Origin of the sequence: Burkholderia sp. NRF60-BP8, assembly GCF_001522585.2 — a bacterium.
In the GTDB taxonomy this organism is placed as follows: Bacteria; Pseudomonadota; Gammaproteobacteria; order Burkholderiales; family Burkholderiaceae; genus Burkholderia.
The window spans coordinates 2,178,446-2,193,902 of the sequence record NZ_CP013373.1 but is presented as its reverse complement, the minus strand read 5'-3'; the positions used below and the strand labels follow the sequence as shown (position 1 = coordinate 2,193,902).

At 68.0% G+C, this 15,457-nt stretch carries 14 protein-coding genes; 5 read left to right on the top strand and 9 right to left on the bottom strand.

Going from position 1 to position 15,457, the window contains the following annotated elements; all coding sequences use genetic code 11:
- Positions 1-16: 16 nt before the first annotated feature.
- Positions 17-826 carry a bifunctional hydroxymethylpyrimidine kinase/phosphomethylpyrimidine kinase gene (gene thiD, locus WS54_RS23590; protein ID WP_034207682.1) on the bottom strand — a complete coding sequence of 270 codons (810 nt, stop codon included), beginning with the start codon at positions 824-826 and terminating at the stop codon, positions 17-19.
- A 58-nt stretch (positions 827-884) separates the two neighbouring features.
- Entirely contained in the window at positions 885-2,192 is a 1,308-nt protein-coding gene (lplT, locus tag WS54_RS23585) for a lysophospholipid transporter LplT (protein WP_034207681.1), read from the bottom strand.
- Between the two features lie 218 nt (positions 2,193-2,410).
- Between lplT and alr the strand changes: the two genes are divergently transcribed.
- The 3 genes from alr (at position 2,411) to WS54_RS23570 (ending at position 5,294) form a co-directional block, all read left to right on the top strand.
- Entirely contained in the window at positions 2,411-3,481 is a 1,071-nt protein-coding gene (gene alr / locus WS54_RS23580; protein WP_059780838.1) for an alanine racemase, read from the top strand.
- A 9-nt stretch (positions 3,482-3,490) separates the two neighbouring features.
- On the top strand, positions 3,491-4,867 hold the full coding sequence (gene radA / locus WS54_RS23575) for a DNA repair protein RadA (protein WP_034207679.1): 1,377 nt from the start codon (positions 3,491-3,493) through the stop codon (positions 4,865-4,867).
- A gap of 160 nt (positions 4,868-5,027) precedes the next feature.
- A complete protein-coding gene (locus WS54_RS23570) occupies positions 5,028-5,294 on the top strand; it encodes a DUF2866 domain-containing protein (protein ID WP_034207678.1) in 267 nt (88 codons plus the stop codon).
- Positions 5,295-5,467: 173 nt separating this feature from the next.
- Here WS54_RS23570 and WS54_RS23565 read toward each other — a convergent pair whose 3' ends face one another.
- On the bottom strand, positions 5,468-7,399 hold the full coding sequence (locus tag WS54_RS23565; RefSeq protein ID WP_059780839.1) for an ATP-binding cassette domain-containing protein: 1,932 nt from the start codon (positions 7,397-7,399) through the stop codon (positions 5,468-5,470).
- Between the two features lie 136 nt (positions 7,400-7,535).
- Between WS54_RS23565 and WS54_RS23560 the strand changes: the two genes are divergently transcribed.
- Positions 7,536-8,015 (top strand): glutathione peroxidase, encoded by a 480-nt coding sequence (locus tag WS54_RS23560; protein ID WP_011549528.1) that lies wholly within the window; start codon positions 7,536-7,538, stop codon positions 8,013-8,015.
- Between the two features lie 57 nt (positions 8,016-8,072).
- Here the strand turns inward: WS54_RS23560 and cls are convergent, their stop codons facing one another.
- The 6 genes from cls to dapC form a co-directional block, all read right to left on the bottom strand.
- Complete coding sequence (gene cls, locus WS54_RS23555; protein WP_059780840.1) at positions 8,073-9,512, bottom strand: cardiolipin synthase; 1,440 nt, start codon at positions 9,510-9,512, stop codon at positions 8,073-8,075.
- 118 nt (positions 9,513-9,630) lie between these two features.
- A complete protein-coding gene (gene prmB / locus WS54_RS23550; RefSeq protein WP_059780841.1) occupies positions 9,631-10,539 on the bottom strand; it encodes a 50S ribosomal protein L3 N(5)-glutamine methyltransferase in 909 nt (302 codons plus the stop codon).
- An 11-nt stretch (positions 10,540-10,550) separates the two neighbouring features.
- Positions 10,551-11,690, bottom strand: a complete 1,140-nt coding sequence (gene dapE / locus WS54_RS23545; RefSeq protein WP_034207674.1) for a succinyl-diaminopimelate desuccinylase — start codon at positions 11,688-11,690, stop codon at positions 10,551-10,553.
- A 90-nt stretch (positions 11,691-11,780) separates the two neighbouring features.
- On the bottom strand, positions 11,781-12,149 hold the full coding sequence (locus WS54_RS23540) for an ArsC family reductase (protein ID WP_034207673.1): 369 nt from the start codon (positions 12,147-12,149) through the stop codon (positions 11,781-11,783).
- On the bottom strand, positions 12,149-12,976 hold the full coding sequence (dapD, locus tag WS54_RS23535; protein WP_006478479.1) for a 2,3,4,5-tetrahydropyridine-2,6-dicarboxylate N-succinyltransferase: 828 nt from the start codon (positions 12,974-12,976) through the stop codon (positions 12,149-12,151). Before dapD ends, WS54_RS23540 begins: the two co-directional genes overlap by 1 nt.
- 44 nt (positions 12,977-13,020) lie before the next feature.
- Positions 13,021-14,253: a succinyldiaminopimelate transaminase gene (gene dapC / locus WS54_RS23530; RefSeq protein ID WP_059780842.1), complete on the bottom strand. Its 1,233-nt coding sequence runs from the start codon at positions 14,251-14,253 to the stop codon at positions 13,021-13,023.
- A 159-nt stretch (positions 14,254-14,412) separates the two neighbouring features.
- Between dapC and WS54_RS23525 the strand changes: the two genes are divergently transcribed.
- Entirely contained in the window at positions 14,413-15,354 is a 942-nt protein-coding gene (locus WS54_RS23525; protein ID WP_059780843.1) for a DMT family transporter, read from the top strand.
- Positions 15,355-15,457 lie beyond the last annotated feature (103 nt).

Genomic DNA, 15,457 nt, shown 5'->3' with positions numbered 1-15,457 from the left:
CCGCGTCAGCCCGCGCTTACCACCAGCGATGAAAGTGATGGACCGGGCCGACGCCGTGGCCGACGTCGAGGTGGCCGCTCGCGGCGATCGCGCCGGTCAGGTAGGTCTTGGCGTCGCGTACCGCGCTTTCCAGATCGGGCTGCTGCGGCAGCAGCGCGGCGATCGCCGACGACAGCGTGCAGCCGGTGCCGTGCGTGTTGCCGACCGGCAAGCGCGCGCCTTCGAGCCGCACGGTGCGTGTCGCTTCGACGAGCCAGTCGGGGCTCGCGGACGCGTCGGGCAGGTGGCCGCCCTTCATCAACACGGCGCGCGCGCCCGTTTGCAGCAACGCCTGGCCTTGCCGGACCATGTCGTCTTCGGTGGACGCGGGCGCATCGTTCAATAGTGCGGCCGCTTCGGGCAGGTTCGGCGTGACGACCGTCGCGAGCGGCAGCAGCGTGTCGCGCAGCGCGTCGACGGCATCGGGCGCGAGCAGCGCGTGGGCGCTCTTCGAGATCATCACCGTGTCGAGCACGACGAAACGCGGCGCGTAACGGCGCAGCGCGTCGGCCACCGCGTGCACGATCGCCGCGTTGGCGAGCATCCCGATCTTGACCGCATCGATGCGGATGTCGTCGAACACCGCGTCGAGTTGCGCGGTCACGAAGGCGGCGTCCGGCGCGTGCACGCCCGTCACGCCGCGCGTGTTCTGCGCGGTCAGCGCGGTGATCGCGCTCGCGCCATACGCGCCGAGCGCGGAAAACGTCTTCAGGTCGGCCTGGATGCCTGCGCCGCCGCCCGAATCGGAGCCGGCGATCGTCAGGATGTTGGGTATCGGGTGCGTCATGAGGGCAACGTGCCGGTTCGAGGACCGGCGCCGGCGGACGAAAACGGAGAGTGTAGCGTCAGTGCCGCGATTCGCCGATCAGCGCGACCGAGTCGAACTGACGCTGGTTCGCCTGGTGGCGGCGCATCACGAGCCACATCGTCAGGCAGACGAACGTGCCGAACAGCACGATCACGACGCCGACCGGCACGTCGAGCCACACGAGCACCGCATACAGGCACAGCATCACGAGCACCGACAGGTTCTCGTTGAAGTTCTGCACCGCGATCGAATGGCCGGCCGACAGCAGCACGTGGCCGCGATGCTGCAGCAGCGCGTTCATCGGCACGACGAAGTAGCCGGACAGCGCGCCGACGCCGATCAGGAAGACGTAGGCGACGATCAGGTAGAACGGCAGGCGCAGGTGGCCGAAGTGCACGGCCCAGTGCGACGGGAACAGGTCGCGCGTGTAGAACGCCATCAGCATCACCGCGATGCCCATGACGATGCCGACGGGCAGCACGGTCAGCGACTTCTTCAGCGGAATCCGGGCGGCGGCGGCGATCGCGCCGCCCGCGACGCCGACCGCGACCACGGCCTGCAGGATCGCGCCTTCGGACAGCGACATGTTGAGCGACACCTCGGCCCATTTCAGCACGATGAACTGCAGCGTCGCGCCGGCCCCCCAGAACAGCGTGGTGACCGCGAGCGAAATCTGGCCGAGCTTGTCGCGCCAGAGCACCATGAAGCAGTCGGCGAAATCGGTGAGCAACTTGACCGGGCCGCGTTCCTGCTTCGGATAGCGGGCGCCCGTGTCGGGAATGCGCAGGTTGAACAGCGCGGCGATCACGTAGATCGCCATGATGATCGCCATCGCGGCTTCGGCGGGCGTGCCGATCCAGTCGGGCGTGTGCGCGATCACGTGCGATGCGATGTGCGGGCTGATCAGCGCGCCGCCGAGCACGGTGCCGAGGATGATCGAGCTGACGGTCGTGCCTTCGATCCAGCCGTTCGCGGCGACCAGCCGGTCGGCCGGCAGCAGTTCGGTGAGAATCCCGTACTTGGCGGGCGAGTAGGCCGCCGCGCCGAAGCCGACGATCCCGTATGCGATCAGCGGGTGGGCGCCGAACAGCATGATCATGCAGCCGACTACCTTGATCGAGTTGGTGATGAACATCACGCGGCCCTTCGGGCGCGAATCCGCGAACGCACCGACATACGCCGCCAACACCACGTACGACAACACGAAGAACAGCTTCAGCAGCGGTGTCATCCAGTTGGGGGCGTGGAGGTCTTTCAGCAGGGCGATGGCGGCGATGAGAAGCGCATTGTCGGCCAGCGACGAGAAAAACTGCGCGGCCATGATGGTGTAAAAACCTTTTTTCATCTGATGCGATGCTTTCGTCGCTGCGGCAGGGCCGCGTAGGCCGCCTGGTATGCGATCGGCTTATTCCGTTCGAAATGGGTTGTGCGCACGGCTTTATAACATGAAAATACGCGAATTCGGACTAGCAAGATTCCCCGATCGTTCCGCAAATTGCCGGCTTCGGTGCTCAAAAGGCGCGGTAAGCTGATGATTCGCAAGCGTCTTTACGTAAATTTCCCATGCCGCGCCCGATCTCCGCCACCATCCACACCGCCGCTCTCGCGAACAATCTCTCCGTCGTCCGCCGCTTTGCCGGCCCGTCCAAAGTCTGGGCGGTCGTCAAGGCCAATGCGTACGGCCACGGTCTCGCTCGCGCATTTCCGGGCCTGCGCGGCACCGACGGCTTCGGCCTGCTCGACCTCGACGAGGCCGTGAAGCTGCGCGAGCTCGGCTGGGCCGGCCCGATCCTGCTGCTCGAAGGCTTCTTCCGCTCGACCGACATCGACGTGATCGACCGCTACAGCCTGACGACGACCGTCCACAACGACGAGCAGATGCGGATGCTGGAGACGGCGCGGCTGTCGAAGCCCGTCAACGTGCAGCTCAAGATGAACAGCGGAATGAACCGGCTCGGCTACGCGCCGGAGAAGTATCGTGCCGCTTGGGAGCGCGCGCGCGCGTGCCCGGGCATCGGCCAGATCACGTTGATGACCCATTTTTCGGACGCGGACAACGAGCGCGGCGTCGCCGAGCAGCTCGCGACGTTCGAGCGCGGCGCGGCAAACATCGCCGGCGCGCGCAGCCTTGCGAATTCGGCGGCCGTGCTGTGGCATCCGGACACGCACTTCGACTGGGTGCGGCCGGGGATCGTGCTGTACGGGGCGTCGCCGTCCGGGTTGTCGTCCGATATCGCCGACACGGGGTTGAAGCCCGCGATGACGCTCGCGTCCGAGCTGATCGCGGTGCAGACGATCGCGAAGGGCCAGGCGATCGGCTATGGTTCGACGTTCTCCGCGCAGGCGCCGATGCGAATCGGCGTCGTCGCGTGCGGCTACGCGGACGGTTATCCGCGCGTCGCGCCGGAAGGCACGCCCGTGATCGTCGACGGCATCCGCACGCGGATCGTCGGTCGCGTCTCGATGGACATGATCACCGTCGACCTGACGCCGTGCCCGCAGGCCGGCGTCGGCGCGCGCGTCGAGCTGTGGGGCAACGCGCTGCCGATCGACGACGTCGCGCGCCATTGCGGCACGATCGGCTACGAGCTGATGTGCGCGATCGCCGCGCGCGTGCCGGTGCGAGCGGAATAAGGGCGTCGCGTGGCCAAACAGAAAACCGTTTACGTCTGCAGCGAGTGTGGCGGACAGACCCCCAAGTGGCAGGGCCAGTGCCCGTCGTGCCAGGCCTGGAACACCCTCGTCGAATCGGTCGCCGAGTCGCCGGCTGCGCACCGTTTCCAGTCGCTCGCGAAGCGGGCGCCGGTGCAGCGTCTCGTCGACATCGAGGCCGCCGACGTGCCGCGCTTCTCGACCGGCATCGGCGAATTCGACCGCGTGCTGGGCGGCGGGCTGGTCCCCGGCGGCGTCGTGCTGATCGGCGGCGATCCGGGCATCGGCAAGTCGACGCTGCTGCTGCAGTCGCTCGCGGATATCGCGAGCGAGCGGCGCGCGCTCTATATCAGCGGCGAGGAATCGGCCGCGCAGATCGCGTTGCGCGCGCAACGGCTCGCGCTGCTGGACGGCGGCGCGCCGGCGGCCGAACTGAAGCTGCTCGCCGAGATCCAGCTCGAGAAGATCCAGGCCGCGATCGATGCGGAGCGGCCGGACGTGGCCGTCATCGACTCGATCCAGACCGTCTATTCGGACGCGCTCACGTCGGCGCCGGGCTCGGTCGCGCAGGTGCGCGAATGCGCGGCGCAGCTCACGCGCATCGCGAAACAGTCGGGCACCGCGATCATCATGGTCGGCCACGTGACGAAAGAAGGCAACCTGGCCGGCCCGCGCGTGCTCGAGCACATCGTCGACACGGTGCTGTATTTCGAGGGCGACACGCATTCGTCGTTCCGGCTCGTGCGTGCGTTCAAGAACCGCTTCGGCGCAGTCAACGAGCTCGGCGTGTTCGCGATGACCGAGCGCGGGCTGCGCGGCGTAGCCAACCCGTCCGCGCTGTTCCTGTCGCAGCACGAGCAGGTCGTGCCCGGTTCGTGCGTGCTCGTCACGCAGGAAGGCACGCGTCCGCTGCTCGTCGAAATCCAGGCGCTCGTCGATACGGCGCACGTGCCGAACCCGCGCCGGCTCGCGGTCGGCCTCGAGCAGAACCGGCTCGCGATGCTGCTCGCGGTGCTGCACCGGCACGCGGGCATCGCGTGCTTCGACCAGGACGTGTTCCTGAATGCGGTCGGCGGCGTGAAGATCACCGAACCGGCCGCCGACCTCGCGGTGCTGCTCGCGATTCACTCGTCGATGCGCAACAAGGCGCTGCCCAAAGGGCTGATCGTGTTCGGCGAAGTGGGGCTGGCCGGCGAGATCCGGCCGTCGCCGCGCGGGCAGGAACGGCTGCGCGAGGCGGCGAAGCTCGGTTTCACGTCCGCGCTGATTCCGAAGGCGAATGCGCCGAAACAGGCGATCGAAGGGCTGAACGTGATGGCCGTCGAGCGGCTCGAGCAGGCGATCGACCGCGTGCGCGATCTCGAATGAGCGATCTCGGATGAGCGATCCGGCGCGCGCGGGCTGGGCGTCGCCGGACGATCTGTCGCGTAATTCACCGTAAAGAATATGTAGGCTGCTGTAACCCGCCGGACATCGCTTTTCCCTATCCTTTGCCGGAATGTCGAACCGCGCAATGCGAAGGGAACCTATGTTGAAATCGTATGGGGAAGCGCCTGGCGGACGCCTTTACAACCTGCGCGGCTGCCGCGTGTCGGAGCCGATTCGCCAGCCGTGGGGCGGCGGATGCCGAATCGTCGAATGGATCGACGAAGAAGGGCGCCTGGCGCGCAAGGTCGTGTCCGAAGATGTGACGGAAGCGGAAGTCGTCGCGGCGATTCGCCGGCCGACCCAAGGGCGCCGATACCTGATGGGCGACGACGAACAGATGCCGCGCGACACGCTGCCGCGCCGCTGAACGGATCACGCGGCGGGCCGATGCGGCCATGTCGACACAGCAGTGACCGACGAGGCCGGGCCAGGTGCCCGGCCTCGTCGTTTTCGCGGCCGGGCCGTTTCGTCGGGCATGGACGCTCCGACGCACCGCGCCGCCGATGACGCGATCGTCGGCTGACGGCCCGGCGGCCGCGTTCAGCCGATCTGCTCGAGTTCTTCCTGCGCGGCGAGCCAGTCGGCCTCGACCGTCTCGAGCCGCGTGTTGACCTCGCCGAGCTTGCGGATCGCGTCGGTCAGCTCCGTCTTGCGCGCGGCCTCGTAGCTCGCCGGATCGGCGACGAACGCGTCGAGGCGCGCCTTCTCGGCGTGCAGCGTTTCCATTTCCTTTTCGAGCTTCGTGATGCGGGTCTGCAGCGGCTTCTTCAACTGCGACAGCCGCTGGCGTTCCTCGGCCGCCTGGCGCTTCTGATCCTTGCGATTGATGCCCGGATCGGCGCCCGCGGCGGCCGCGCTGTCGGCCTTCGCGGCCGCGCGCTGCTCGGCCGCATGCTGCAGCAGCCAGTCGCGGTAGTCGTCGAGGTCGCCGTCGAACGGCTGCAGCCGGTGCTTCGCGACCAGCATGAACTGGTCGGTCGTCGCGCGCAGCAGGTGACGGTCGTGCGACACGAGGATCAGCGTGCCTTCGAACTGCGCGAGCGCCATCGTCAGCGCGTGGCGCGTTTCGAGGTCGAGGTGGTTCGTCGGTTCGTCGAGCAGCAGCAGGTTCGGCTTCTGCCAGATGATCAGGGCCAGCGCGAGGCGCGCTTTTTCGCCGCCCGAGAACGGCCCGACCGGACTGGTCGCCATGTCGCCCGAGAAATTGAAGCCGCCGAGGAAGTCGCGCAATTCCTGCTCGCGCGTGTCGGGCGCGAGCCGCGCCAGGTGCGCGAGCGGCGAATCGTCTTCGCGAAGCGTCTCGAGCTGGTGCTGCGCGAAATAGCCGATCGTCAGCCCCTTGCCGTCGCGCACGTGCCCCGACAGCGGCGCGAGCGTGCCGGCCAGTGTCTTGATCAGCGTCGACTTGCCCTGGCCGTTCGCGCCCAGCAGGCCGATGCGCTGGCCGTTCTGGATCGACAGCGCGACGCGTTCGACGATCGGGATGTCCGCGCCGTCGTCGGCGCGGTAGCCGCAACAGACGTCCTCCATCACCATCATCGGGTTCGGTGCGGCATCGGGCGTGCGGAATTCGAACGTGAACGGCGACGCGATGTGCGCGGGTGCGATCAACTCCATCTTCTCGAGCGCCTTCATCCGGCTTTGCGCCTGCTTGGCCTTGGTCGCCTTGGCCTTGAAGCGGTCGACGAAGCTCTGCAGGTGCTCGATCGTCTTCTGCTGCTTTTCGTATGCGCTTTGCTGCAGCGCCAGTTGCTGCGCGCGCAGCACTTCGAACTGCGAGTAGTTGCCGCCGTAGCGCTTCACCTGGCGGTTTTCCAGATGCAGCGTGACGTTGCAGATCGAATCGAGGAATTCGCGGTCGTGCGAGATCACGACGAGTGTGCCGGGGTAGCGGTGCAACCAGTCTTCGAGCCACACGATCGCATCGAGATCGAGGTGGTTCGTCGGTTCGTCGAGCAGCAGCAGGTCGGAGCGGCACATCAGCGCCTGCGCGAGGTTCAGCCGCATGCGCCAGCCGCCGGAGAAGCTCGCGACGGATTCGCGCGTTTGCGCGAGCGTGAAGCCGAGGCCGAGCAGCAGCGCTTCGGCGCGGGCCGGCGCGGTGTAGCCGTCGGCATCGGCGAACGCCGCGTGCGCGTCGGCTTCGGCGGCGCCGTCATGTGCGGCCGACGCGGCGGCGATGCGGGCCTCGATCTCGCGCAGCGCGGTATCGCCGTCGAGCGTGTAGTCGAGCGCGGAGCGGTCGACCGCGGGCGTTTCCTGCGACACGTGGGCGATCCGCCACGACGGCGGCATCGAGAAATCGCCTCCGTCGGAATGCAGCTCGCCGCGCAGGACGGAAAACAGCGTCGACTTGCCGGCGCCGTTCGCGCCGATCAGGCCGGCTTTCTCGCCGGGATTGAGCACGAACGAGGTCGACTCGAACAGCGGCTTGGTGCCGCGCGCAAGGCTGAACTGATTGAAACGGATCACGGCGGAAATGACTGGCCAAAACCGCTATTCTAGACCGCGCGCCGATCGCGCCGGGCATCGGCCGCTCGGCCGATGCCGCAACGGCGCAATTTCGCCTAGACTCCACGTCGATCCGGTTTCATATAAGGAGTGCCCAATGTCCACCCTGTATTCGTTCAGCGCGGAGACGCTCGCCGGTGCGCCGGTCTCGCTCGATGCGTATCGCGGCAAGGTGCTGCTGATCGTCAATACCGCGAGCGAGTGCGGTTTCACGCCGCAGTACGCGGGTCTGCAGAAGCTGTACGACCAGTACGCGGCGCGCGGCTTCTTCGTGCTCGGCTTCCCGTGCAACCAGTTCGGCAAGCAGGAGCCGGGCGACGCCGCGCAGATCGGTGCGTTCTGCGAGCGCAACTACGGCGTCACGTTCCCGATGTTCGCGAAGATCGACGTGAAGGGCGACCATGCGCATCCGCTGTATCGCTACCTGACCGACGAGGCGCCCGGCATTCTCGGCCTCAAGGCGATCAAGTGGAATTTCACGAAATTCCTGATCGACCGCGAAGGGCGCATCGTCAAGCGTTACGCGCCGTCCACCAAGCCCGACGAGATCGCCGCGGACATCGACAAGCTGCTGTGACGGCGCAGCGCGGCGTGCGCCGCGCCGGTGCAGCGTGCGCGGCGCTCGTCAGGGCCGTTACAGGATCGGCGCGAACAGCCGCGCGACGTGCATCGCGATGCGCCGCCAGGCGGGCGACTGCCGGTATTCGTCCGCATCGACCTCGTACGCCAGCGCGAAGTCGGCATCGAGCATCGTCTCGACCTCGTCGGCGAACGCCGGGTCGACGGTCAGCACCATGACCTCGAAATTGAGGCGGAACGAGCGGTTGTCGAGATTCGCGCTGCCGATCGCCGCCGCGACGCGGTCGATCAGCACGACCTTCTGGTGCAGGAAGCCGGGGCGGTAGCGGAACACCTTCACGCCCGCATCGACGAGGTCGCGCGCGTAAAGCTTCGACGCTTCGAACACGACGTAGTGGTCGCGCCGGCTCGGGATCAGGATGCGTACGTCGACGCCGCGCATCACGGCGAGCTTCAGCGCGCACAGCACGGCTTCGTCGGGAACCAGGTACGGCGTGGTGATCCAGACCCGCTCGCGCGCGGCATTGATCGATTCGACGAAGAACAGCGAGCCGGTTTCCTGCTTGTCGGCCGGCCCCATCGGCACCGCGAGGCAATGCATGGCGTCGCCGGGCTGCGCGGGCGGCGGCAGCGCGATGGGCGGCAGCTTCTGCGTCGCCCAGTGCCAGTCTTCGGCGAACACGTACTGGATGCTCGCCACCACGGGGCCGCGTATCTCGATGTGGGTGTCGCGCCATGGCGACAGGCGCGGCTTCGCGCCGAGATATTCGACGCCGACGTTGTGACCGCCGACGAACGCGCGATTGCCGTCGACGACGACGATCTTGCGATGGTTGCGGAAGTTCAGCTGGAAGCGGTTGACGAATTTCCGGTTGGTCGCGAACGGATGGACTTCGACGCCGCCCCGGCGCAATGCGTCGACGTAGCCGTGCGGCAGGTCGAAGCTGCCGATGCTGTCGTACAGCAGGCAGCAGCGTACGCCGGCGGCCGCGCGCGCGAGCAGCGAGTCGCGCAGCATCCGGCCGAGCGCATCGTCGCGCACGATGAAGAACTGGACGAGCACGTAGTCGCGCGCGGCGTCGATCGCCGACAGGATGGCCGAGAACGTCGCGTCGCCGTTCACGAGCGTGCGCACCGAATTGCCGCCGAGGAACGGCATGCCGCCGAGCCGCGTGAGCGCGAGCACGGCGGCCTGGCCCAGCGCGTCGGCGGCCGGCCCGTCGGTCGCGTCGGTGGTGCGCCACGGCGCGCGCGGTGTGTGCGTGCGCAACATGTCCAGCTCGTGGCGTCGGGCGTCGACGTAGCCGGAGAATTTGCTGCGGCCGAGGAACAGGTACGGAACGAGCGTCAGATACGGCATGGCCGTGAGCGAGACGGCCCACGCGATCGCGCCTTGCGACGTGCGCGTGTTCATGATTGCGTGGCACGCCGCGACGATCCCGAGCACGTGGATGGTCAGGATCAGGGTGCCGAGATGTAGCCAGTCGAGGGTCATGGGCGCGTAAAGGACTCCCGAAGGGATGCCGGAGGTCGTGCGGCCGGGTGGCCGCCTCCGCGCATCTTACCCAACCGTGCGGCGCAACGGGGCGTCGCACGGCGGGCAGGCCGGACGTTCAGGCCTTGCGCGGCAGGTCCGATGCCTGGATCAGGAACACGGCGTCGTCGCCCGCGCTGGTGGGCAGCCACGTGAGCTCGAGGCCGCCGAACGCCGCTTCGACGTGCTCGCGCTCGTTGCCGATCTCGACGACGAGCACGCCGTCGTCATGCAGCCAGCGGTGCGCTTCGGCGACGATGCGCCGCACGATGTCCATCCCGTCGTCGCCGCCGGCGAGCGCCATCTCCGGCTCGTGCCGGTATTCGGGCGGCAGCGCGGCCATCGACGCTGCGTTCACGTACGGCGGATTCGTCAGGATCACGTCGTAGCGCGAGTCGGGATCGGTGCGGAACGCGGGCAGCGGGGCATAGAGGTCGCCGCGGTGCAGCCCGATGCGGTCTTCGAGACCGTAGTCGCGCACGTTGATCTCCGCGACTTCGAGCGCCTTGTCCGACAGGTCGACCGCGTCGATCTCGGCGTTCGGGAACGCGCTCGCCGCGAGGATCGCGAGGCAGCCGGAGCCGGTGCACAGTTCGAGCACCGCGCCGACCTGCTCGGGATCGGCGACATACGGCTGCAGCCCGTCGTCGAGCAGCTCGCCGATGAACGAGCGCGGCACGATCACGCGTTCGTCGACGTAGAAGCGGTGGCCGTGCATCCACGCTTCGTGCGTGAGGTAGGCGGCCGGCACGCGGTCGGTCGCGCGTCGTTCGATCACCGCGAGCACGGCCGCGATTTCGTCGGGCAGCAGGCGCGCGTCGAGGAACGGCTCGAGCGTGTCGAGCGGCAGGTCGAGCGTATGCAGCACGAGGTAGGCCGCTTCGTCGTACGCATTGTCGGAGCCGTGGCCGAACGCGAGCTTCGCTTTCGAGAAGCGCGTGACCGCGTAGCGCAGCAGGTCGCGGATGGTGGCGAAAGGTGTCGTCATGCGAGGCTCCGTCAGGCGATCAGTTGTTCGAGCACGCGTCGGTACACGTTCTTCAGCGGGTCGACGAAGCGCACCTCGATATGCTCGTCGATCTTGTGGATGCTGCCGTTCGGCGGGCCGAACTCGATCACCTGCGGGCAGATGCGCGCGATGAAGCGGCCGTCCGACGTGCCGCCCGTCGTCGACAGCTCGGTCGTGATGCCGGTCTCGGCGCGGATCGCGTTTTCCAGCGCGCCCGAGAGTTCGCCGCGCGGCGTGAGGAACGGCAGGCCGCTCACCGACCACTTCAGCGTGTATTCGAGGCCGTGCTTGTCGAGGATCGCGTGCACGCGGGCCTGCAGGCCCTCGACCGTGCTCGCGGTCGAGAAGCGGAAGTTGAACAGCAGGTCGGCGTGGCCGGGGATCACGTTGGTCGCGCCGGTGCCGGCGTGCAGGTTCGACACCTGCCAGGTGGTCGGCGGGAAGTATTCGTTGCCTGCGTCCCACTGTTCGGCCGCGAGCTCGGCGAGCGCCGGTGCGAGCAGGTGGATCGGGTTCTTCGCGAGGTGCGGATACGCGATGTGGCCTTGCACGCCCTTGACGACGAGTTCGCCGGACATCGATCCGCGGCGGCCGTTCTTGACGACGTCGCCGAGCTCGGCGCTCGACGTCGGCTCGCCGACGATGCAGTAGTCGAGCCGCTCGCCGCGCTCCTGCAGCAGTTCGACGACCTTCACGGTGCCGTCGGTGGCCGGGCCTTCCTCGTCGCTCGTGATCAGGAACGCGATCGCGCCGCGGTGGCCGGGATGGGCCGCGACGAATTCCTCGGATGCGACGACGAATGCCGCGAGCGACGTCTTCATGTCGGCCGCGCCGCGGCCGTACAGCTTGCCGTCGCGATGGGCGGGGATGAACGGCGGCGAGGTCCACTGTTCGAGCGGGCCGGTCGGCACGACGTCGGTGTGGCCCGCGAACGCGAGCAGCTTGCCGTCGCGGCCGTCGGCGCCGCGCTTGACGGCCCACAGGTTGGTCACGCCGTGCGACGCGATGGTCTCGCATTCGAAGCCGAGCGCGGCGAGGCGCTCGGTCATGATCTGCTGGCAATGCTGGTCGTCGGGCGTCACGGACGCGCGGGCGATCAGTTGTTCGGTAAGGGCTAGGGTGGCGGACATGGTTCGGACCACTTTCGATAAAAAATGCCGGCGCGGTGGCCGGCAGCGACAGGGCGTCGGGCGGCGCCCGCGAGCGCCGCTCGGGTGGCCCTATGCGGCAAACAGCGCCGCGTATTGATCGGCCGCGAAGCCGAGCGATTTCACGCGACCGTTGACGACGAGCACGGGGCGCTTGATGACCGACGGCTTGTGGATCATCAGCGCGACCGCGCCGGTCTTCGTTTCGGCGGCGGCCTTCATCGCGTCGTCCAGGCCGCGCCACGTGGTGCCGCGCTTGTTCACGAGCGCGTCGAGCGACACGTCCTTCAGCCAGTCTTCGATCAGCGGCGCGCTGACCCCGAGCTTCTTGAAATCGTGGAACTCGAATTCGACGCCGTGATCGTCGAGCCACACACGGGCCTTCTTCACGGTGTCGCAGTTCGGAATGCCGTAGACGACCACGGTGTGCGGCTTCGCCATCAGTCGCCTCGCAGCAGCTCGTTCAGGCCGACCTTCGCACGCGTCTTCGCGTCGACCTTCTTCACGATCACCGCGCAGTACAGGCTGTGCGAGCCGTCCTTCGACGGCAGGTTGCCGGCGACGACGACCGAGCCGGCCGGGATGCGGCCGTAGCTCACTTCGCCCGTCTCGCGGTCGTAGATCTTCGTGCTCTGGCCGAGGTACACGCCCATCGAGATCACCGAGTTTTCCTCGACGATCACGCCTTCGACGACTTCCGAGCGCGCGCCGATGAAGCAGTTGTCTTCGATGATGACCGGGTTCGCCTGCAGCGGCTCGAGCACGCCGCCGATGCCGACGCCGCCCGACAGGTGCACGTTCTTGCCGATCTGCGCGCACGAACCGACCGTCGCCCACGTGTCGACCATCGTGCCTTCGTCGACGTAGGCGCCGATGTTGGTGTACGACGGCATCAGCACGACGTTCTTCGCGATGAACGAGCCGCGGCGCGCGATGGCCGGCGGGACGACGCGGAAGCCGCCCGCGGCGAAGTCTTCGGCCGTGTAGTTCGCGAACTTCGACGGCACCTTGTCGTAGAACTGCGAATAGCCGCCGGCCGGCATCGGCGCGTTGTCCTCCAGGCGGAACGACAGCAGCACGGCCTTCTTCAGCCACTGGTGCACGGTCCAGTTGCCGTCGATTTTCTCGGCGACGCGCAGTGCGCCCTTGTCGAGCTGCTCGATCGCGTGAGCGACGGCTTCGCGGACGTCGGCGGGCGCGGCCTTCGGCGACAGCTCGGCGCGGTTTTCCCAGGCGGTATCGATGATTTGCTGAAGTTGTTGCGACATGTTCGTTTTCGCAGGAGATGGATGGAATTGATCGGGATGGACGATTACCGCGCGAGGGAGCGGCAGAAATCGACGATGCGTTGCGCGCCCTCGACGCATTCGGGGGTGCCCGCGACGAGCGCGATCCGGATGAAATCGCGGCCCGGGTTGGTGCCGTGCGCATCGCGCGCCAGGTACGAGCCGGGCAGAACCGTCACATTATAGTCGGCGTACAGGCGGCGGGCGAACTCGGTGTCCGACAGGCCGGTGCGCGCGACGTTGGCCCACAGGTAGAACGCGGCGTCGGGCAGCTTCACGTTGATCACGTCGGCGAGCATCGGCGTGACCGTGTCGAACTTCTGCAGGTACAGCGCGCGGTTCTCGCGCACGTGCGCCTCGTCGTTCCACGCGGCGATGCTCGCGTGCTGCCAGACCGGCGACAGCGCGGCGCCGTGGTACGTGCGGTACAGCAGGAATTGCTTGAGCAGCGCGGCGTCGCCGGCGACGAAGCCCGAGCGCATGCCCGGCACGTTCGAGCGCTTCGACAGGCTCGACAGCATCACGAGCCGCTCGAAGCCGCGGCCGAGGCGGTGCGCGGCCTCCAGGCCGCCGAGCGGCGGCGCCGCTTCGTCGAAATAGATTTCCGAATAGCACTCGTCGGACGCGATCACGAAGCCGTGGCGGTCCGACAGCGCGAACAGCTCGCGCCAGTCGTCGAGCGTCAGCACGGCGCCCGTCGGGTTGCCGGGCGAGCACACGTACAGCAACTGCGTACGCGCCCACACTTCGTCGGGCACGGTCGCGTAGTCGCACGCGAAGTTGCGCGCCGGGTCGCTGTTCGCGAAATAGGGTTCGGCACCGGCCAGCAGCGCCGCGCCTTCGTAAATTTGATAGAACGGATTCGGACAGAGTACGATCGCTTTCTTGCCGTCCGCGCGCGGGCTTGCGTCGATCACGGTCTGCGCGAGCGAGAACAGCGCCTCGCGCGAGCCCGACACCGGCAGCACCTGCGTGGCCGGATCGATCGCCGGCAGCCCGTAGCGGCGCTCGAGCCAGCGCGCGATCGACGTGCGCAGCGCGTCCGAGCCGGCCGTGGCCGGGTACGACGCGAGGCCGTCGAGCGCGGCCACCACGGCTTCGCGGATCAGCGCCGGCGTCGCGTGTTTGGGCTCGCCGATGCCGAAGCTGATGGGTTTGAGGTCGCCGGAAGGCGTCACGTCCTTGAACAGGGCGCGCAGCTTTTCGAAGGGATAGGGCTGGAGCGAGTCGAGTCGAGGGTTCACGGGCGAAGCGGCCATCGCGGCCGGTTGGAGCGAAAGAAGCGGCGGGCGCGCCGCGCGGCTGCGAACGGGCGCGGCGGGCGCGCGGGTCGCAGCGGACGATTATAACGTGACCAAATGCGGTCACGGCCTGCCGGCGCGGCGGCCGGGCCGGTCGAATAAAGGGTATCGAATCAAATGAACAACGCGGTACGCGGCAGCCTGCCGACGCTGGCCATCCTGATCGGCGCGTCGGTATGGGGCCTGATCTGGTATCCGCTGCGGATCCTCGCGTCGCTCGGCGTGACGGGCACGCTCGCGAGCGCGCTGACGAGCCTCGTCGCGTTCCTGTTCGTGATCGTCGCGCGGCACCGCACGATCGCGACGCTGCGCTGGCACTGGGTGCTGCCGGGCATCGCGGTGACGGCCGGCGTGACGAACCTCGGGTTCGTATGGGGCACGATCCACGGCGAAGTGTTGCGGGTGATGCTGCTGTTCTACCTGACGCCGGCCTGGACCGCGATCTACGCGCACTTCCTGCTGCGCGAACGGCTGACCTGGGCGGGCGCAGGGCTGGCTGCGCTGTCGATCGGCGGCGCGATGCTGATGCTGTGGTCGCCGGCGCTCGGCTTGCCGCTGCCGGCCAACCCGGCCGAATGGGCGGGTCTCGCGGCCGGGCTGAGCTTCGCGATGAGCAACGTGCTGGTGATCAAGGCGGGCCGCGAGCTGCCCGACATGCGCGCCGAAATGCGCACCGCGACGCTGTTCGGCGGCGCGGCCGTGTTCGGCGCGATCGCGTCGCTGTTCGAAGGGTTGCCGGCCGCGCCGGCGAGCGCTCAGCTGGGCGTGGCCGCGCTGATCGTCGCGGCGATCGGCGTGACGATGGCGTCGAACAACCTGCTCGTCCAGTACGGCCTCGCGCGCGTGCCGGCGAACCGCGCGTCGATCATCATGCTGTTCGAGATCGTGATCACCGCGCTGTCGGCATGGGTGTTCGCGAACGAGCTGCCGAGCGCGCGCGAGTGGGCGGGCGGCGCGTGCATCGTGCTGGCGACGCTGCTGTCGAGCCGGGTCCATCGCGCCGCGCCGGCACCGGACAAACCCGGCGACGGTCGGGACGGCGCACGCGCGATGGTATGATGGAAGCCGTTTGCGGGGCCCAACGCTGGATGCGCGCGGCCCCGTTTTTGAATTCCGGGGCGCGTGGCGCGCAGGGGCTCTCCGGCCCCGCGCCGGGCGGCCC